Source organism: Pseudomonas sp. GW456-L13, from assembly GCF_017350115.1.
Classification (GTDB): Bacteria; Pseudomonadota; Gammaproteobacteria; order Pseudomonadales; family Pseudomonadaceae; genus Aquipseudomonas; species Aquipseudomonas jessenii.
The window spans coordinates 1,744,345-1,763,106 of the sequence record NZ_JACNAS010000002.1 but is presented as its reverse complement, the minus strand read 5'-3'; the positions used below and the strand labels follow the sequence as shown (position 1 = coordinate 1,763,106).

16 protein-coding genes are annotated in these 18,762 nt (G+C 61.5%); 12 read left to right on the top strand and 4 right to left on the bottom strand.

The features are described 5' to 3' along the window. Nucleotides 1–69 precede the first annotated feature (69 nt). The 8 genes from ribE (at nt 70) to J4D25_RS22105 (ending at nt 5,368) form a co-directional block, all read left to right on the top strand. Nucleotides 70–546 (top strand): 6,7-dimethyl-8-ribityllumazine synthase, encoded by a 477-nt coding sequence (ribE, locus tag J4D25_RS22140; protein WP_003228649.1) that lies wholly within the window; start codon nt 70–72, stop codon nt 544–546. Beyond that, a complete protein-coding gene (nusB, locus tag J4D25_RS22135; protein WP_057713127.1) occupies nt 543–1,043 on the top strand; it encodes a transcription antitermination factor NusB in 501 nt (166 codons plus the stop codon). The genes ribE and nusB overlap by 4 nt, the downstream gene beginning before the upstream one ends. Nucleotides 1,044–1,066: 23 nt before the next feature. Continuing rightward, a complete protein-coding gene (gene thiL / locus J4D25_RS22130; RefSeq protein ID WP_057713128.1) occupies nt 1,067–2,032 on the top strand; it encodes a thiamine-phosphate kinase in 966 nt (321 codons plus the stop codon). After that, on the top strand, nt 2,029–2,532 hold the full coding sequence (locus J4D25_RS22125; RefSeq protein ID WP_007970166.1) for a phosphatidylglycerophosphatase A: 504 nt from the start codon (nt 2,029–2,031) through the stop codon (nt 2,530–2,532). The genes thiL and J4D25_RS22125 overlap by 4 nt, the downstream gene beginning before the upstream one ends. 53 nt (nt 2,533–2,585) lie before the next feature. Beyond that, nucleotides 2,586–3,326: an ABC transporter substrate-binding protein gene (locus J4D25_RS22120; protein WP_057713129.1), complete on the top strand. Its 741-nt coding sequence runs from the start codon at nt 2,586–2,588 to the stop codon at nt 3,324–3,326. A gap of 163 nt (nt 3,327–3,489) precedes the next feature. Further along, entirely contained in the window at nt 3,490–4,107 is a 618-nt protein-coding gene (gene ribA, locus J4D25_RS22115; protein ID WP_008053837.1) for a GTP cyclohydrolase II, read from the top strand. Further along, complete coding sequence (locus tag J4D25_RS22110) at nt 4,104–4,523, top strand: hypothetical protein (protein WP_057713130.1); 420 nt, start codon at nt 4,104–4,106, stop codon at nt 4,521–4,523. The genes ribA and J4D25_RS22110 overlap by 4 nt, the downstream gene beginning before the upstream one ends. Then, entirely contained in the window at nt 4,523–5,368 is an 846-nt protein-coding gene (locus J4D25_RS22105; RefSeq protein ID WP_057713131.1) for a cobalamin-binding protein, read from the top strand. The genes J4D25_RS22110 and J4D25_RS22105 overlap by 1 nt, the downstream gene beginning before the upstream one ends. Before the next feature lie 95 nt (nt 5,369–5,463). Here the strand turns inward: J4D25_RS22105 and J4D25_RS22100 are convergent, their stop codons facing one another. The 4 genes from J4D25_RS22100 to J4D25_RS22085 form a co-directional block, all read right to left on the bottom strand. After that, the gene (locus J4D25_RS22100) at nt 5,464–7,347 is read right to left on the bottom strand and encodes a TonB-dependent receptor domain-containing protein (protein WP_057713132.1); all 1,884 of its coding nucleotides are present in this window, start codon (nt 7,345–7,347) and stop codon (nt 5,464–5,466) included. Nucleotides 7,348–7,504: 157 nt separating this feature from the next. Next, nucleotides 7,505–9,403 (bottom strand): 1-deoxy-D-xylulose-5-phosphate synthase, encoded by a 1,899-nt coding sequence (dxs, locus tag J4D25_RS22095; RefSeq protein ID WP_057713133.1) that lies wholly within the window; start codon nt 9,401–9,403, stop codon nt 7,505–7,507. A gap of 91 nt (nt 9,404–9,494) precedes the next feature. Further along, nucleotides 9,495–10,382: a (2E,6E)-farnesyl diphosphate synthase gene (ispA, locus tag J4D25_RS22090; RefSeq protein WP_057713134.1), complete on the bottom strand. Its 888-nt coding sequence runs from the start codon at nt 10,380–10,382 to the stop codon at nt 9,495–9,497. Continuing rightward, complete coding sequence (locus J4D25_RS22085) at nt 10,379–10,621, bottom strand: exodeoxyribonuclease VII small subunit (RefSeq protein ID WP_007970180.1); 243 nt, start codon at nt 10,619–10,621, stop codon at nt 10,379–10,381. The genes ispA and J4D25_RS22085 overlap by 4 nt, the downstream gene beginning before the upstream one ends. A 409-nt stretch (nt 10,622–11,030) precedes the next feature. Between J4D25_RS22085 and J4D25_RS22080 the strand changes: the two genes are divergently transcribed. From J4D25_RS22080 to J4D25_RS22065, 4 genes are read left to right on the top strand one after another with little or no spacing between them, the layout of a single operon-like run. After that, on the top strand, nt 11,031–11,819 hold the full coding sequence (locus tag J4D25_RS22080; RefSeq protein WP_057713135.1) for a YfaP family protein: 789 nt from the start codon (nt 11,031–11,033) through the stop codon (nt 11,817–11,819). A 39-nt stretch (nt 11,820–11,858) separates the two neighbouring features. Further along, nucleotides 11,859–13,571, top strand: coding sequence for a DUF2138 domain-containing protein (locus tag J4D25_RS22075; protein WP_057713136.1), 1,713 nt, complete (start codon nt 11,859–11,861; stop codon nt 13,569–13,571). Continuing rightward, nucleotides 13,568–14,206 (top strand): DUF1175 domain-containing protein, encoded by a 639-nt coding sequence (locus tag J4D25_RS22070; RefSeq protein WP_057713137.1) that lies wholly within the window; start codon nt 13,568–13,570, stop codon nt 14,204–14,206. The genes J4D25_RS22075 and J4D25_RS22070 overlap by 4 nt, the downstream gene beginning before the upstream one ends. Beyond that, the gene (locus tag J4D25_RS22065) at nt 14,203–18,762 is read left to right on the top strand and encodes an alpha-2-macroglobulin (protein WP_079246708.1); all 4,560 of its coding nucleotides are present in this window, start codon (nt 14,203–14,205) and stop codon (nt 18,760–18,762) included. The genes J4D25_RS22070 and J4D25_RS22065 overlap by 4 nt, the downstream gene beginning before the upstream one ends.

Here is an 18,762-nt window from a genome sequence, read left to right as displayed (position 1 = left end):
AATTCGCGGCAAATAAATCACTGAGGGGCGCGTAGAAGACGCGTCCCGGCTCTTTAAGAGATCTAACGAATGACCCTGAAGACCATCGAAGGTACCTTCATCGCCCCTAAAGGCCGCTACGCTCTGGTAGTGGGCCGTTTCAACAGCTTCGTCGTTGAAAGCCTGGTCAGCGGTGCAGTTGATGCCCTGGTTCGCCACGGCGTGAGCGAAAGCGACATCACCATCATCCGCGCACCTGGCGCCTTCGAAATTCCGCTGGTTGCGCAGAAAGTCGCCCAGAAAGGCGAATTCGCGGCAATCATCGCCCTGGGCGCGGTCATTCGTGGCGGCACTCCGCACTTCGAATACGTGGCTGGCGAGTGCACCAAGGGCCTGGCCCAGGTGTCCATGGAGTTCGGCGTTCCGGTCGCTTTCGGCGTCCTGACCGTTGATTCCATCGAGCAAGCCATCGAACGTTCCGGCACCAAGGCCGGCAACAAAGGTGCTGAAGCTGCCCTGTCCGCTCTGGAAATGGTCAGCCTGCTGGCGCAGTTGGAGGCCAAGTGATTAGCGACGAAAGCGATCGTTTCAACCCGCGCGATCCAAAGCCTGCGGATGCCGGCAAGCCATCGAAAAGCGCCAAGCGCCGCGAAGCCCGTCAGCTCGCGACCCAGGCCCTGTACCAATGGCACATGGCCAAGCAGTCGCTGAACGAGATCGAAGCGCAGTTCCGGGTCGATAACGATTTCAGCGATGTCGACGGCGCGTACTTCCGCGAAATCCTGCACGGGGTTCCGCAGTTCAAGACCGAAATCGACACCGCGCTCACGCCATGCCTGGACTTGACCATCGAAGAGCTGGACCCGGTTGAACTGGCCGTTCTGCGCCTGTCGACCTGGGAACTGCTCAAGCGCGTCGACGTGCCGTACCGCGTTGTGATCAACGAGGGTATCGAACTGGCCAAGGTCTTCGGTTCCACCGACGGCCACAAGTTCGTCAACGGTGTGCTCGACAAGTTGGCCCCGCGTCTGCGTGAAGCTGAAGTGAAGGCGTTCAAGCGCTGATTGGCGTTTGGACAGGATACCTGATGGGCGAGTTTGAGCTGATCCGCAATTTCTTCGCCGCCGCGCCTTGTGCGCAGGGCGGCGAAGGCGTTGCCCTCGGGATTGGCGATGACTGCGCCTTGCTGGCTGTTCCCTCCGGGGAGCAGATGGCGATTTCTACCGATACGTTGGTGGCCGGCGTGCATTTCGCCGATCCCTGCGATCCGTTTCTGCTCGGTCAGCGCTCGCTGGCCGTGGCCGTCAGCGACCTGGCCGCCATGGGCGCCACCCCGATTGCCTTTACCCTTGCCCTGACCTTGCCGACGGTGACCGCCGATTGGCTGCAAGCCTATGCCCGTGGTTTGAACCAGATGGCGCAAAGCTGCGGCGTGGCGCTGGTGGGCGGTGACACGACCCGCGGGCCGCTGAGCCTGACCATGACCGTGTTCGGGCACGTGCCGGCCGGTCAGGCGCTGACCCGCAGCGGTGCGCAACCGGGCGACCTGCTGTGTGTCGGCGGCAACCTGGGCAATGCCGCCGGTGCCTTGCCCTTGGTGCTCGGCCAGCGCACGGCCGAAGCACGCATTGCCGAGCCGTTGCTGGCGCATTACTGGTCGCCGCAACCGCAGCTCGGTTTGGGGCAGGCGCTACGGGGCAAGGCCACTTCGGCGATGGATATCTCCGACGGCCTGCTCGCTGACTGCGGGCATATCGCGCTGGCGTCGAAGGTTGGTATCGAAGTCGAGCGGGATCGTTTGCCACTGTCGCAGAGCCTGGTCGACTTTCTTGGCCAATCGGACGCACAGGTTGCGGCCCTGAGCGGCGGCGACGACTACGTCCTGGCCTTCACCTTACCGTCCGTCGAGTTGCCGCTATTGCTGGCCGATGGCTGGCCGATCCATGTGATTGGTCAAGTGGTGACGGGGCAGGGCGTGAAGCTGCTGGACGCCGATGGCAAAGACATCACCCCGCAAACCCGGGGTTATCAACATTTTCGGGAGTCACCGTGACAGATCATCCCAAACAGGTCCCGGCGGAATTCGTACCGCCGTCGGTCTGGCGTAATCCATGGCATTTCCTGGCGTTCGGCTTTGGCTCGGGCACCTTGCCAAAGGCGCCCGGCACTTGGGGGTCGTTGGTTGCGCTGCCCTTTATTCCGTTGTGGCAGATGCTGCCCGACTGGGGTTACTGGCTGATGCTGGGCATCACCATGCTGTTCGGCTTCTGGCTGTGCGGCAAAGTGGCCGACGATTTGCGGGTACACGATCATGAAGGCATCGTCTGGGACGAAATGGTCGGGATGTGGATCACCCTGTGGCTGGTGCCGGAAGGCTGGCAGTGGTTGCTGGCGGGTTTCCTGATGTTCCGCTTCTTCGACATCCTCAAACCATGGCCGATACGCTGGATTGACCGGCACGTACATGGCGGCGTCGGCATCATGCTCGATGATGTCCTGGCAGGGGTGTTCGCCTGGTTGGCGATGCAGGGACTGGTGTGGTTTTTCGCCTGACCGGGGATTTCCAGGCGTTGATCATGAGAGCTGTTTATCGGGGGAAGCGGGGGATGACTGTACGCGGATTGATGGTGATGGCGTTCGCGATGTTTTGCTCTTGTGTTCAGGCGGGAGGAGGGGGGGCTACGCCGCCGTCGGTGATTCATCTGGCCAGCGAAGAGTGGGAAGGCTACACCGCCGCTGACGGTCATGGACTGGGTTGGGACGTGCTACGGCAAGTGTTCGAGCCGGCGGGCGTCAAGGTCGACATCCGTACCGAGCCCTACGTACGTTCGCTGGGCCTGGCCGAACGTGGCGAGGTCGATGCCTGCGTCGGCTCCTATCGTGACGATTCTGAGGGTGTGCTCTATCCCCATTGGAACTTCGACACTGATCACATCTATGCCCTGGGCCTGGCCAGCAGTCCGGTACCCACCCCGCAAACCCTGGGCAATTATCGACTGGCCTGGGTTCGTGGCTACGACTACCAGGATTACTTGCCCAATGTGCGCCACTTCGACGAAGTGCAGCGGCGTACCGGCATCGAGTCGATGCTGATCCACAATCGTGCCGACTTTTACATCGATGCCCTGACCGAAGTCGATGAGGTCATCAAGCGCGCCAAGGATCCGTCCCAACTGCGGCGCACCCATATCGCCGAGTTGCCGCTGTACCTGTGCTTTGCCAAGACCCCGAAGGCACGCACGTTAATGGCCCTGTTCGACCAGCGCATGGAGCAACTGGTGAAAAGCGGCGAGTTGAAACCGATTTTTGAACGCTGGAAACAGCCTTATCCGTTTGAAGATAATTGACCCCGATTCAAGGACTGATACTGAACCTTGTGGGAGTGTCTTCAGGGCGTATATCAAACATTTTGATAGTTATCGCCGATAATTCAGCCTAAGCGTCCTCCGGAACCTGCTGTTACAATGCCGGCTCTGCGAATCTTCAGACTTTTAGATCAGGAGCACACCGGTGCCTGTCGTTTTTGTCGCCGCTTCCAAGCTGCCAACGCCTTTTGCGCAATTCACCATGCATGGCTTTCTCGATGAAGCCACCGGCCGCGAGCACGTTGTGCTGAGCCTGGGTGAATTCGACGATGGTGCCCCGGTACTCGGCCGGCTGCACTCCGAATGCCTGACGGGCGATGCCCTGTTCAGCCAGCGTTGCGACTGCGGCTCGCAACTGGAGGCCGCCTTGCAAGCCATCGCCCGCGAAGGTCGTGGCGTATTGCTCTACCTACGACAGGAAGGCCGGGGCATTGGTCTGCTGAACAAGATCCGCGCCTATGAGCTGCAGGACGGTGGCGCCGACACCGTTGAAGCCAACGAGCGCCTGGGCTTTGCCGCCGACCAGCGTGACTACGCCATGTGCCTGCCGATGCTGGAGCACCTGGGCGTGAAGTCACTGCGCCTGATGACCAACAACCCGCGCAAGGTCAAAGCCTTGACCGACATGGGTATCGTGGTCGCCGAGCGCGTGCCGCTGCACACCGGCCACAACCCGCATAACCGACTCTACCTGGCGACCAAGGCCAGCAAGCTCGATCATATGATGGGCAATGAGCATCAGGGCGAGGTAGACCGGGCGTGACCCGCGGTCAGGTGCGGCGGCGACTGTCCGTCAACTGGTGGCAATACCTGGCACTGGCCTTGTTGCCCCTGTTTGTGATCAACGCGGTGTTCGGCCAGAGCGAAGCCATTCTGCCGGTGCTGGCGATGCCGTTGTTCATCGCCGGAGTTGCCTCGATGTTTGTCAGCCTGAAGTTTTTCGGCGCCTACAAACACGCACTGATCGCCACCCAGAAAGCCCTCGATACCCCTGAAGAACCTGCTGCCTGGATCAGTCTGGCGGCCAAGCGGCGCACGGCATTCCTGGCTGCCGGGCTGCCGGCCTGGATCGCTGCCCTGGCGGTGTTCGTCGGTCTCGAAGCCGTGCCGCTGATGCTGCTGGCACTGTCGACCGCCGTGTTGTTCTACCTCTACCGTATTCCGCGTCAACTCGGTTGATGCGCGCGCTCTGGCTGGCGGTGTTGCTGCTGGCCGCCAGTGGCTCGGCCGTCGCGGTCGAACGGGTTGTCAGCCTCGCACCGTCGCTCTCTGAAATCGTCGTTGAACTGGGCTCCGCCGACCTCCTGGTCGGTGTGCTGGACGCCGGTGAGCGACCTGCCGAACTCAAGGATCTGCCCTCCGTTGGCCGCTATGGCCAGCTGGACATGGAGCGCTTGCTCAGCCTGAAGCCCGATCTGTTGCTGCTATGGCCCGGTAGTGTCGGCCCGGCCCAGCGTGACCAGCTCAAGCGACTGAATATTCCCACCTACGTCGCCGAACCCCGCAGCCTGGACCAGCTCACGGTGCAGATCGAAGCCATTGCTGCTCAGCTGGATCGGCCTGAACGCGGAATTTCATTGGCCAGCGATCTACGCCAGCGGCTGGATGAATTGCGCCAGCGCTATCGCCGGGACAAGCCGTTACGAGTGTTCTATCAGGTCTGGGATCGGCCGCTGTATACGGTTGGCGGCGAGCAGATCATCAGCGATGCGCTGGAGGCCTGCGGTGCGCAAAACGTGTTTGCCGACCTGAAGCTGCCGGCACCGCAAGTCAGTGTGGAGGCGGTGTTGCAGCGTAATCCCGAGGTGATTCTGGCCAGCGATCAGGCGCAGCTTGATGCGTGGAAAGCCTGGCCACAGGTGGCGGCGGTGGCACAAGGGCAATTGCGCCTGGTGACGGACAAGGGCCTTGAGCGGCCGAGTGGGCAGATGATCGAGGCAACGGCAAAGCTTTGTCATTTGATTGCGCCCTGTGGCGAGGGGGCTTGCCCCCGTTCGGGTGCGCAGCACCCGCAATCAGATTAATGCGATGTACCTGAGAAATAGGGGTATAGGATTTTGGGGCTGCTTCGCAGCCCAACGGGGGCAAGCCCCCTCGCCACAAATGATCGAGTCTGGCTTTAGATCTCTGGTGTCCAGGTCACCCCAAACATCCACGCCCGACCTTCCTCGCGATACCCATACTGGCTACCTTGGTAGCTGTACAACGCCCGGCTGTAACCCTTGTCCAGCAGGTTGTCGACCTTCAGTTCCAGCTTGATTTCACGATTGAGCTCCCAGCTGCTGCGCAACCCCAACAGGGCATAACCACCCAACGGCTGTTGATTGTTCAAGTCGTCATAGCTGCTGCTGACCGCTTGCCAGCTGGCGCCGAGGCCCAGGCGATCGAACTGTCGGTCCAGGTCCAGGCTCAAGGTGCGCCGCGCACGACGGGCCAGGGTGTGGCCCGTATCACGGTCGCGTGGGTCGATGATCGCCACGCCAAGGTTGCTCTGCCAGCCGAACAGTTCCTGCTTCAGCGCTGCTTCGAAGCCGTTGATCCGTGCCGAGGCGACGTTTTCGGGGCGTGAGTTGCTGCCGAAAATGATCGCGTCTTCAAGGTCGGTGCGATACAGCGACGTCTCCAGGCGACTGCTCTCGGTCAATTGGCTGCGCCATTGCAGCTCATAGCTCTTGGATGTTTCGGGTTTCAAATCCGGGTTGCTGAAATCCGGGTAATACAGATCATTGAACGTCGGCGCGCGGAAGCCTTCGCTATAGGTCAGCAGCACTTCGTTGTCCGGGTTCAGCGGCACGGTGAAGGTGCCGCTCCAGGTGTTCTGGCTGCCGAACTGCTGGTTATCGTCGTGACGCAGACCCAACTCCGTAGAGAAACTGTCGGTCTGAAAGCGATGCTGGATAAACACGGCGCGGTTCCAGCGGCTGTCTTCGTCGAACGCTGTGGTGCTGTTGATCCGGTCTTCGTACCAGTCGCCACCGAGCATCAGGCTGTTGCGCTCGTTGAGTGTCAGATCGTTCTGCCAGTTGACCGAGTCGCGGTAAGTATTGAAAACACTGCGCTCATCGCTGAGCTTGTCGAGGGTTGTCTCGCGGTTTTCGCTGTGACCGAGTTCGACGCGGGTTTTCCATACCTCATTGATCTGTGCATCAATGTAGCTGCTGACGCTGCTCACATTGAAGTCGTTGTAGGGCTGCTGTTGATAGGACTTGTCCGTCACGTAATCGTAACGGCCGAACGGACTATCAAACTCGCTCTTGCCACGGTTATCCAGCACGTTGGCGCCGACTTCGACGTCTTCCGTCAGGGTGTGACTCAGGCTCAGGCTGAGGGATTTGTTGCGGTAGGCGTCGTGATCGCCATCACTGGGATACGACTCGTGGGTGCGATTGATCCCGGCGGTTTCATCGAGGCTGGCGCCGAGGTTGAAGCGGGTTCGCTCATCACCACCGGACAGGCCAAGGCTGCGCTCCCAGGTCTGATTACTGCCAAAACCGGTGTGCATGCGCGGTTGCAGGCCTTGTTCACCGCCGCGGCGGGTGAAGATCTGGATCACCCCGCCAATCGCATCGCTGCCGTAAATCACCGAGCGGGAGCCGCGCAGCACCTCCACGCGCTCGACCTGTTCGATATTGATGTGTTGCAGGTTGCTGTCGCCGGAGGTCGAACTGCCGATGCGTTGGCCATCCACCAGCACCAGGCTCTGGGCCGACTGGGTGCCGCGGATATAGACCCCCGGAATGCTGCCGCGCCCGCCGGACTGCGAGACTTGCACACCCGGTACTCGACGCAACAGGTCAGTGACGCTATCGGGTTGCAGGCGATCGATGTCGTCGCGGGTGAACACGGTGTTGGCGGCGCTGCTGTCATTGCGCGCTTCGACCTGGCGGTTGGCGCTGATCAACACGTCGGGCAGCTTCAGGGCCTGGTCGCGTTCGAAGGTGTCGGCCAGCAATTGACCGGCCGGCAGCAGGGTCAGCGTCAGGGCGAAGGGAGAGAGTTTCATGGGTAGTCCGTTGGTGCTTTGAGGCGAATACAGTTTTGATAGGCGCTGAAAACCACTGTGGGAGCGAGCTTGCTCGCGATAGCGGTGTATCAGTCAGCATCTGAGTTGACTGACAGTCCGCCATCGCGAGCAAGCTCGCTCCCACAGGGTTTTGCGTTTAGATGTTCAGCAGTTGCAGGCGCTCGCGGATTGAAGCCTCGATCCCAGCTTCATCCAGCCCGCACTCAGCCAGCATTTGCGCAGGCTTGGCGTGTTCGACGTAAATGTCCGGCAAGCCCAGGTGCAGCATCGACTTGAGGATGTTTTCGCGGGCGAGGAATTCGCTGACCGCGCCACCGGCGCCGCCCATGATCGCGTTTTCTTCGACAGTGACCAGTAGCTCGTGGCTACCAGCGATTTCGCGAACCAGTTCTTCATCCAGCGGCTTGACGAAACGCATGTCGACCACGGTTGCGTCCAGCGTCTCGGCGACTTTCAGGGCTTCGGCCAGTTGCACGCCGAACACCAGCAGGGCGACTTTGCTGCCCTGGCGGCGGACTACGCCCTTGCCGATCTCGATCGGTTCGAGGTCTTTCTCGATGGTCGCGTTCGGGCCGTTGCCGCGTGGGTAACGCACCGCTGCCGGGCCTTCGTACAGGTGGCCGGTGGTGAGCATCTTGCGCAGCTCGTTTTCATCGCTCGGGGTCATCACCAGCATGCCGGGGATGCAGCGCAGGAACGACAAATCGAAGCTGCCGGCGTGGGTCGGGCCGTCTTCGCCGACCAGGCCTGCGCGGTCGATGGCGAACAGCACGTCGAGGTTCTGTACGGCGACGTCATGCACCAACTGGTCGTAGCCGCGTTGCAGGAAGGTCGAGTAGATGGCCACCACGGGTTTGGCGCCTTCGCAGGCCATGCCGGCCGCGAGAGTGACGGCGTGCTGCTCGGCAATGGCCACGTCGAAGTAGCGCAGCGGGAAGCGTTCGCTGAAAGCGACCAGATCCGAGCCTTCCTTCATCGCCGGGGTAATCCCGACCAGACGCGGATCGGCCGCCGCCATGTCGCACAGCCACTCGCCGAACACACCGGAGTACTTGGGCCCGCTGGCCTTTTTCGGCGCGGCGGCCGGGGCGTCCAGCGGTTCGAGTTTGGTGATGGCGTGGTAACCGATCGGGTCGACTTCCGCCGGGGCGAAGCCTTTGCCTTTCTTGGTGACGACGTGCAGGAACTGCGGACCTTTCAGATCGCGCATGTTGCGCAGGGTAGCGATCAGGGTCGGCAGGTCGTGGCCATCGATGGGGCCGATGTAGTTCCAGCCCAGTTCTTCGAACAGCGTGCCGGGAACCAGCATGCCTTTGGCATATTCTTCGGTCCGGCGAGCGATTTCCCAGGCACCGGGCAGGCGCGACAGCACTTTCTTGCTGCCTTCGCGCATGCTCGCGTAGGTACGGCTGGAAAGGATCTTCGCCAGGTAGTTCGACAAGCCACCGACGTTGCGCGAGATCGACATGTCGTTGTCGTTGAGGATCACCAGCATGTTGGCGTCCACTTCCGGCGCATGGTTCAGCGCCTCGAACGCCATGCCCGCGGTCAACGCGCCGTCGCCGATCACAGCAATCGCCTTGCGCTCGCTGTTTTGCAGGCGGGCGGCAATCGCCATACCCAGCGCGGCACTGATCGAGGTGCTGGAGTGGCCGACGCCAAAGGTGTCGTACTCGCTCTCGGAGCGGCGCGGGAAGGCGGCGACGCCGTCCTTCTGGCGCAGGGTGCCCATGCGCTCGCGACGACCGGTGAGGATCTTGTGTGGATAAGCCTGATGACCCACGTCCCACACCAGCCGGTCGTCCGGGGTATCGAAGACGTAATGCAGCGCGATGGTCAGCTCGATCACGCCCAGGCCGGCACCGAAATGCCCACCGGTCTGGCCGACCGTGTAGAGCAATTCCAGGCGCAACTCATCGGCCAGGGTTTCCAGCTCGGCTTCGCCTAACCGGCGCAGGCCGTCCGGCGTGTTCGCGCGGTCGAGCAGGGGCGTGGTCGGGCGCTTGCGGGGAATCTCATGAAACGTCGTGGGCATCAGGCGAATCGTTATAGGTATAAAAGATGCGGCAGTTTACCTGATGCATCGTCCCCTGCCCACGCGTTGGTCTTTTTTGGCGGATTCGCCGTCAGCTGCGGCGATCGACGATATACCGGGCCAGATCACGCAACGGCTCGGCCGCTGCGTCAAACGGTCGCAGTGCGTGCAGGGCCTGGTCGCGCAGCTCCAGGGCATAGGCCTTGGCGGCGTCGAGGCCGAGCAGGGACGGGTAGGTCGGTTTGTCCCGGGCAATGTCGGCACCCTGCCGTTTGCCGAGGGTTTCGGTATCGCTTTCGACGTCGAGAATGTCGTCTTGCACCTGGAATGCCAGACCGATGGCCTGTGCATAAGTCTGCAGGGACTTGAGTTCGTCTTTCTCGGCGCGGCCGCTGGCCAGGGCGCCGAGTTTGACGCTGGCCTCGATCAGCGCGCCGGTCTTGTGCCGGTGCATGTACTCCAGGGCTTTCTGGTCGAGCTTCAGACCGACCGAGCCGAGGTCGATGGCCTGACCGCCAACCATGCCCGCCGGGCCTGCCGCCAACGCCAGGGCACTGACCATTTGCAGGCGGATTTCGGCATCCGACGCGCTCAGGCGTGGATCGAGCAGGGCGCTGAAAGCCAGGCTCTGCAAGCCGTCGCCGGCGAGGATCGCGCAGGCTTCATCGAATTTCTTGTGGGTGGTTGGCTGGCCGCGGCGCAGATCGTCATCGTCCATTGCTGGCAAATCGTCATGCACCAGCGAATAGGCGTGGATCAGCTCCACCGCACAGGCTGCGCCGTTGGCTTGCTCGGCCTTGCCGCCCAACGCTTCGCACGCGGCGTAGGCCAGCAGTGGACGCACGCGTTTGCCGCCATTCATCACGCTGTAGCGCATGGCTTCGTACAGCCGCGCCAGCTCGGGGCTCGGTGCGGTGAACAGGGTTTCCAGCGCTGCATTGACGCGGGCCTGGCTGGTGGCCGAGTACGCTGCAATCATTCTGGCTGATCCGCGTCGAAGGGTTCCTCGGCCAACTCGCCATCACGCTCGAGCAGCACCTGAACCTTTTGCTCGGCCTGGGCCAGCGCCGCCTGGCAATCGCGGGTCAGGCCAATGCCTTGCTCGAAAGCGGCCAGCGAGTCCTCCAGCGACAATTCGCCATTCTCCAGGCGCTCCACCAGCGTTTGCAGGTCGGCGAGGGATTGTTCGAAATCCAGTGCAGCTTTTTTGCGGGCCATGGCGGCGATTTCCGGTTGACGTTAAACCGGCGCGACACTAGCAGATAGGGGGGGTATGGGCAAATGAGCGGGGGATTTGGTGCTGCCCATTCCTGTAGGAGCGAGCTTGCTCGCGATGGTCGTTAACGATGACGCGTACTGTCTGATTTGACGCGGTGCCCTTGCGTTCATCGCGAGCAAGCTCGCTCCTACAGGGTGGAAGATGCTTTTCGGCTCACCGTCCACCCAGCGCTGTGATTCCTCCCGCAAATCCAGATGCGCCCGATTGTTAAAAAACACCTGCACGTCTAACCTTCGCGTCATATTCGACTCGGCAATCACGGGTCTTTCAGACGAAACGCAGTATCCACATCTGTAATGCGCTCAGGATCAGGCGCAAGGTTTCGTCATGCATGGCAGGAGGCGTCACATGCGCTCATTTCTTTTGCTGCTGATCGGGTTGGTCTGTGTGCCGGTTCTGGCCGCGCCAAGTGCCGAGGTGTCGGAGCCGGTGGGCGGCTGGCGCTTCAACGGGTTGCTGGACCGCACGGAAAACCCGCAAGTCGCCTATCCCACGCCACCGATTGATCGGGGCGTGCAGCGCAATCGCACGATGATCGAAGGTCGGCTCAAGGCCCTCGGCACTCAGCGCGGGCCGCACACGTTGGCGGTCAACGGCAATCCGCTGAACCTCTATACCGACGAACAAGGGCGTTTCGCCCGACCCTATGCGTTTGGCGCCGGTTCCAACAGCGTCGAAGTGCGCAGCGCCGAAGGCCAGTCTCTCAAGCGTGTTCAATTCTATGAAGCCAACAACCTTCGCACCCCGGTGCGGATTCGCGTGGTGCTGGGTTGGGACGATCCGAAAGCCGAACTCGACCTGCATATTGTCACGCCTGATGGCCAGCATGCCTTCTGGGCGCATTCGGCCTTGACCAATGGCGGCGGCCTCGACCCCGATGGCGTCGATGGCCCGGGTCCGGAAATGTTCACCATGACCGCACCGCTGCGTGGCACCTATCTGGTTTACGTGAACTATTGGGGCAACTTCGGCAGCGGCGGCTATAACTTCGATGAGACCAGCAACCAGAACGAGGTGATTACCTCGCAGATCAACCTGGTGCTCAACGAAAACACCGTCGATGAAAAACGCGAGACGTTCATCGTGCCCCTGCGCGCAATCGGCGACCTGCTGCTGGTCAAGACTTTCAACTACTAAGCATCCCCGCTCCACGGATGAACATCGGGTTTTGTGAACATGAGTGATAGCACTGTTACTCCGGCCGCTGGCGCACCCGCGGCCAAACCTCCCCTGCATTGGCCGACGCTGCTGATCGGAATATGCCTGGTCGTTGTCGTGGCCGGTGGGTTGGGGTGGTTCATGCACAAGCCCAAGGCCCCGGCCCCCGTGTTGGCCAGTGACAAGCTGGGCATGAGCCGCCCGGATGGCCTATTGGAAACCCACTCCCTGAGCCAGTTGCCCAAGGACTTGCTGGCGGTGCCGTTCCTCAAGGAAACCCTGACCGAAGATTTCGTCTTCTATTACGAAACCCATGCCGATCGCTTGGGCTTGATCGGCAGCTTGCGGCGGATCATCTACGAACACGACCTGAAACTGCAGGACACCTTGATCGAGCAGTTGTTCGATCAGCCTGCCGATGTAGCGTTGTGGCGCGGGGCGGATGGGCGGCTCAAGGATTTCCTGCTGGTGATGGATCGCGGCGGGCTGGCCAAGGTGCTGGAGCCGCTGGCCAAAGTGGCGCTGGGCGACTCGCAGTTGAGCAAGGTCGCTGACGTGAAGGTCGGTACCGACGACGTGGCGCTCTATCAACTCAACTACAACGCGAGCAAGGCGCTGCTGTTCGCGTCCCATGGCGACAAACTGGTGGTGTTGTCCAATCCGGCGAAACTCTACGACCCGCAAAGTGGCGCAACGGAAGAATCGGGCAGCGTGTCGACCACGGCCATTGCTGCGCTGCTCAATGGCGACAAACTGTTTCCCGAAGCCTTCGGCCTGGCACCTCGTGAGCCGCAAGTGAAACAACGCCTGTCGGTGAATGCCAGCGTGCTGGCCATGGGTTACCAGCGTTTCATCCCTAACTTCGCCGGCCTGCGTTTTGACATGGACGACAAGGGCTGGCACAGCTTCCTGGCCATGGATGAACTGGAGAATCAGCCAGACTTCGATTTCAAACCGATCTGGCAAGCCATGCCCATGGGCGCCAGCGCTTGCGTGGCGTTGCCGCTGGCGGCCGAACAACAGACTCCGCTGCTGGTGAAACTCGGTGCGCAGGAGAAGGTGGCCCAGGCATTGACCGAACACATGGCCGGCGCGGCAGGCCTGTGCTGGTATGCCGATTCGCGGTTGTACACGCCCTTGCTGGTGGCCAGCCTCAACGATGATGACAGCGGCAAACTCGATGGGGATTTGGGCAGCCTATTTGGCTCGATGGTCGGTGCCTACGAGAGCAAGGTCGAGGATGGCGCCTTCCCGGTGATGGAGAAACAGGCAGGCCAGAGCCACCAGTGGCAACGCCAGGTCAGCTCCAGTTTCGGTTCCTATGCGGCCAAGGAAGCTCAAGACCCCGATGCCATCACCGGCAAGGCGTTCATGAAAGTCAGCCTGGCGCGGCATGGTTCGACGTTGCTTTTTTCCCTCGATGACAAGTTGGTGGACAAGGCTCTTGGCACCCTCGACAAACGCTTCCCGCCGATGGCCGACGTGGTACCGAAAGACCTGCTGATGCCGGTCTATTTCGGCCCGGACTCCATGGCCCAACTGATGCAGCAGGAAACCCTCGACAGCCTGCCCCAGGACATGGAACCGGTGTTCTATAACGCCGCGCAAACCTGGCTGATCCCGAAGCTGCGCAAGTTCGGCGGCTACGGCAAATACGCCCTGACCTTGCCCGAAGGCAGCGAGCCAGACGGCCACTGGCAGTGGCTGCCGCTGGAGTGGAAAGCCCTGTGACGGCATTGATCCGAAGTCTCGGCCTGCTGGCGTTGTTGCTGAGCGCAGGTGCCCGCGCTGTCGAGGCACCGTCGCTCGACCCACAGCAATCCCAGGTGTTTCGTGCCTGGTTCGTGCGCATTGCCCAGGAGCAACTGAGCCAGGGCCCGAGCCCGCGCTGGTATCAACAAGACTGTGCCGGGCTGGTGCGCTTCGCCGCTAACGAAGCGCTGAAAGTCCATGACGACAAATGGCTGCGCAGCAATGGCCTGTCCAATCGTTACCTGCCGCCGGAACTGCAATTGAGCGACGCCCAGCGCGGTCTTGCCCAGCAATGGCAGCAGGGCGGCGGCAAGGTCGGGCCATACGTCAATGCGATCAAATTGATCCAGTTCAACAGCCATCTGGTCAGCCGCGATGTGTCTCAAGCGCGCCCTGGCGACCTGATGTTTTTCGACCAGGGCGACGACCAGCACCTGATGATCTGGATGGGCCGTTACATCGCCTATCACACCGGCACCAGCACCCCCACCGACAACGGCATGCGTTCGGCAAGCCTGCAGCAACTCATGACATGGAAGGACACCCGATGGATACCCGACGCAGCCAACCCCAACTTCATCGGCGTCTATCGACTGAATTTTCTTTCCCAATGACCGGTGCCTGCATGCTGCGTTTTCTGTCTTTGATGTTGGTATTGGTGCTGCCGTTCTCGGCGGTAAACGCCGAAGACTCGGTCCCGGCCAGCGGCTATGCGCCAGTGGCCGGCGAGAGTTTTTTCCTGCTGGCCGACAGCAGCTTTGCCAGCGATGAACAGGCGATGGTGCGCCTTGAAGCGCCGGGTCGCGACTATCGCCGGTTTCGCATGGAACCCTACGGCGGCGCCGATATTCGGGTGTATCGCATCGACAAGCCGCTGGACTTCCTCAAGCGCCAGAAGAACCTTCATCGGGTGGTCAGCGATGGCCAGTTCAAGGGGGAGGGGCTGTCCAATACCCTCGCGTACCTGTGGGACAACTGGTATCGCAAATCCCGTCGGGTGATGCAGCGGGCGTTTTCCTACGAGTCGCGTAAACAAGTCACCGAGGAAGTGCCGGAACTGAAGATGGGCAACGCGATGGCCGCGCCAACGCCCTACGATGCGCAGCCGCAATTTGCACTGATACCGGGTTTGCCGGTGGTCAGCCAGTTCCGTTATCCGTTGTGGCAGGCCAAGCCGATCCAGCCACCTGCCGGGGTGAATCTGGCCGGTTCTTCCAGCGAGTTCGTCAGCGTCGCGCCGGGCAACGTGTACATCCCGCTGGGCAATCTGAAACCGGGTCTTTATCTGGTGGAAGCGCTGATCGGCAAGTACCGCGCCACCACCATGGTGTTCGTCTCCAACACCGTGGCGGTGAGCAAGATCGCCGGTGACGAATTGTTGGTGTGGGCCGCGCGCAAACACGAAGGCAGCTCGGTGCCGAAGGTCAATGTGCTGTGGACCGATGGCCTGGGCGTGATGAGCAGCGGCGCCACCGATACCGATGGCTTGCTGCGCTTGAAACACGTCAGCCCCGAGCGTTCGTTCGTGATCGGCGAAGACGAAGAGGGCGGGGTGTTCGTCTCCGAGAATTTCTACTACGACAGCGAAATCTACGACACCAAACTCTATGCCTTCACCGACCGGCCGCTGTATCGACCGGGGGATTGGGTGTCGCTGAAAATCGTCGGGCGGGAGTTCAAGAACGCGCGGGACTCGGTGCAGCCAAGCGCGGCCGACGTCAATGTGACCGTGCTGGATGCGACCGGCACGGCGCTGCAATCCCTCGATCTGAAGCTCGATTCCAAGGCTGGCACCCAGGGCCGATTCCAGTTGCCCGATAACGCTGTGGCCGGTGGCTGTGAATTGCGTTTCAACTACAAGGATCAGGCTTACAGCAGCGCCTTCCGCGTGGCTGAATACATCAAGCCGCACTTCGAGATTTCGCTCAACCTGGCCAAGCAGGATTACCGCACAGGCGAACCGGTCAAGGGCAGCCTGGTGCTGCTGTACCCGGATGGAAAACCGGTGGCCAATGCGAAACTGAGCCTGAGCCTGCGCGCCCAACAGCTGTCGATGGTCGACAACGAACTGCAATACCTCGGGCAATTTCCGGTGGAACTGACCAGCACCGAATTGACCACCGACGCCAAGGGCAGCGCGTCCCTCGACTTGCCGGCAGCGGACAAGCCCAGTCGCTACATGCTCACGGTATTTGCCAGCGACGGTGCGGCGTATCGGGTCAAGACCACCAAGGAAATCCTCATCGACCGTGGCGCGGCGAATTTCCGCTTGAGCGCGCCTCAACGCTTCAGCGCGGTGGGTGACAAGGTTGCCTTCAGCTACGCCCGCGAAGGCGAGCAAGCCGATGCCGTTACGCCAGGCAGCTATGGCTGGGTGCGTTTGGAGGACCAGAGCACCGGCGAAGGCAAGCTCGCGGCAACCGACAAAGGTTTCACCCTGGCCTTTGACCGGCCGGGCACCTACAACCTGACGCTCAAGGATGATCATGGCCGGGCGGTCGGCGCCACTGGCCATTCGGTGATCGGCGAAGGTGTCAAAGCTGTACCCGGCACCGTGGAAATCGTCCTCGACAAGCCCGAGTACATCGCAGGCGATGAAGCGCTGGCGCTGATCACTTTCCCCGAGCCAGTGAGTGATGCGCTGTTATCTCTGGAACGCGACAAGGTCGAAGCCACTGCGCTGCTTTCAAAGGGCGGCGACTGGCTGACGATGGAAAAACTCAGCGATACCCAATACCGCGCGCGCATCCCGGTGAAAGACGGTTTCGCGCCGAACCTGACCTTCTCGGTGTTGTACACCAAGGGTGGCCAATACAGTTTCCAGAACGCCGGCATCAAGGTGGTAACGCCACAGATCGACGTGGTCATCGCCACCGACAAAGAAACCTACCTGCCGGGTGAAACCGTCTCGGTGGACCTGACCACCCGGTTCGCCGGCAAAGCGATTCCCGCGCACCTGACGGTCAGCGTGGTCGATGAAATGGTCTACGCCCTGCAACCGGAAGTCGCGCCGAGCATCGACCAGTTCTTCTATCACCCACGGCGCAACAACGTGCGCACCAGCGCCAGTTTGTCGTTCATCAGTTATGACGTCGCCTTGCCGGGCAGCCCCGGCGCACCGGGCAAGGCCAATCGCAGTGAACGCGGCGTGAAAGTGCTGGAGCGGCCGCGTCGTGAGGACGTTGACACGGCGGCGTGGCAACCTGAATTGCTGACCGATGCCAACGGCAAAACCCGCTTCACCTTCAAGATGCCCGACTCCCTGACCCGCTGGCGCATCACTGTCAGGGCCATCGCCGATGACGGTCAGGTCGGGCAGAAGAAGCAGTTCGTACGCTCGGAAAAACCGCTGTACCTGAAGTGGAGCGGGCCGACCCGATTCCGCGTCGGTGACAAACCGGACCTCGGTGTGTTCGCCTTCAGTCAGGCCGAGAAACCGGTCAAGGCCGAACTGGTGACCCGTTACGCCGGCAACGAACAGCGCGTGCCTGTAACTCTGAACAGTGGCATCAACTACATCCCGTTGCCGACCTTTGAACTAGTCAATGGCGAGTGGAGCGCCGAGCTGATGCAGGATGGCAAAACCGCTGATGCCCTGGCGGTGCGCCTGAGCGCAACCGGTGACGGCTGGCAGGTGACTCAAACCCAGAGCCTTGATGTGGGTGAGGGCGATACGCCGCTGACGTTGCCGACAGACGCCAGTGATATCCGCCTGCGTCTGGACGACAGTCCGCAAGCGTTGTTCCGTTCTGCACTCGACGATCTGTTGAGCTACCCCTACGGTGGCGTCGAGCAGACCGCCAGCCGCCTGCTGCCATTGAGCATTGCCTACCCGACGCTGGCGGCGAATCCGCAGATCCGTGATCGCCTGCGTCTGATCATGCAAAACAGTCGCTTGCGTCTGGTACAAATGGCCGGCCCTTCGGCGAGCTTCACCTGGTGGGGCATGGATGGCGAGCCGGATGCATTCCTCACCGCCTACGCCTATTACGCCGACTGGCACGCCAGCCAGGTGCTGGAACTGAGCCTGCCGCCGGAGCATTGGCAGCGGGTGCTGGAGGTCTACGCCAAACAGGCGAAGAACACGCCGTTGTTGCAGCGGGCGCTGATCCTGTCGTTCGCCAAACAGATGCAGTTGCCGGTCAACACCTTGCTCAGTGGCTTGATGGACGACCTGGCGAAAGCGGGCGAGGGCACCGCGGCGAACCTGATGGAGAACGGCGAAGACAGCCTCGTCATGAGTGATCCGGATTCAGCCTTGGGGCTGGCGGCTGCACGCGTGCTGACGGCATCGTTGGCCAGGCAAGCGAAGGTCGCTTTACCGGACGCGTTCAATCGGCAACTGGCCGACGCGCAGCAACGTCTGGCGGTCAGTTCCCAGCCGTTTGCCGAAGCGCTGAACCTGTCGCTGCAACCCTTCGATCAGGCTCACGCCCAGGCCTTGCTGCAACGTTTGCTGCCTCAGCAATCGACCCTGGAACGTGCGTTGGCGTTGACCTGGCTGCAACGCAACATCGAGCAGGCATCGCCCACCATTGCATTGGCGCCGGGTGAAGGCTGGAAGAAACAGTACGGGGTTTCTGGGGAGATGTATTGGACGTGGCAGGGGGCTGCGCCAGTGCCGCCGGTATTGACGCTGACCGGCGCGCAAGAGCGTCCGCTGCGCGCTGCATTGAGTTACCGCAGCCAACAGCCGGCGGTCGATCCGATGGCCGTGACCATCACCCGTCGCCTGTCGCGATTGGTGCCGGGGGATGAGGCTTTCACCTTCAAACTTGAAGCGGTCGGCAACGCGCCACTGTCCAGCGACAACCTCTATCTCGATGAGGTGATCGTCACCAGCCAAGCCGCGAGACCGTTGCGTTACGGGATGCTGGAAGTGCCGCTGCCACCGGGCGCCGATGTCGAGCGCACGACCTGGGGCATCAAACTCATGGGCAAGGCCGGCACCGAGCCGACGTCGCTGGAGAAGGCGCGTTTCGAACCGGGGCAAATGGCTTACGCCATTCCGGTCGATGCCTTGAGTGGTGAACTGCGCCTGCGGCATTTGGTGCGTTTCTCGCAGAAAGGGCAGTTCAACTTGCCGCCGGTGCGTTTCACTCAGGTTTATGCGCCGCAGCATCAGGCGATGGAACAAAAGGCAGCCCTTGGCCAGGTCACGGTTCACTGA

What these genes read in the sequence shown, in the direction of transcription:
- ribE (WP_003228649.1), top strand. Translation starts at nt 70, where the DNA reads ATGACCCTGAAGACCATCGAAGGTACCTTCATCGCCCCTAAAGGCCGC.
- thiL (WP_057713128.1), top strand. Translation starts at nt 1,067, where the DNA reads ATGGGCGAGTTTGAGCTGATCCGCAATTTCTTCGCCGCCGCGCCTTGT.
- J4D25_RS22120 (WP_057713129.1), top strand. Translation starts at nt 2,586, where the DNA reads ATGACTGTACGCGGATTGATGGTGATGGCGTTCGCGATGTTTTGCTCT.
- J4D25_RS22105 (WP_057713131.1), top strand. Translation starts at nt 4,523, where the DNA reads ATGCGCGCGCTCTGGCTGGCGGTGTTGCTGCTGGCCGCCAGTGGCTCG.
- J4D25_RS22100 (WP_057713132.1), bottom strand. Translation starts at nt 7,347, where the DNA reads ATGAAACTCTCTCCCTTCGCCCTGACGCTGACCCTGCTGCCGGCCGGT.
- dxs (WP_057713133.1), bottom strand. Translation starts at nt 9,403, where the DNA reads ATGCCCACGACGTTTCATGAGATTCCCCGCAAGCGCCCGACCACGCCC.
- ispA (WP_057713134.1), bottom strand. Translation starts at nt 10,382, where the DNA reads ATGATTGCAGCGTACTCGGCCACCAGCCAGGCCCGCGTCAATGCAGCG.
- J4D25_RS22085 (WP_007970180.1), bottom strand. Translation starts at nt 10,621, where the DNA reads ATGGCCCGCAAAAAAGCTGCACTGGATTTCGAACAATCCCTCGCCGAC.
- J4D25_RS22080 (WP_057713135.1), top strand. Translation starts at nt 11,031, where the DNA reads ATGCGCTCATTTCTTTTGCTGCTGATCGGGTTGGTCTGTGTGCCGGTT.
- J4D25_RS22075 (WP_057713136.1), top strand. Translation starts at nt 11,859, where the DNA reads ATGAGTGATAGCACTGTTACTCCGGCCGCTGGCGCACCCGCGGCCAAA.
- J4D25_RS22065 (WP_079246708.1), top strand. Translation starts at nt 14,203, where the DNA reads ATGACCGGTGCCTGCATGCTGCGTTTTCTGTCTTTGATGTTGGTATTG.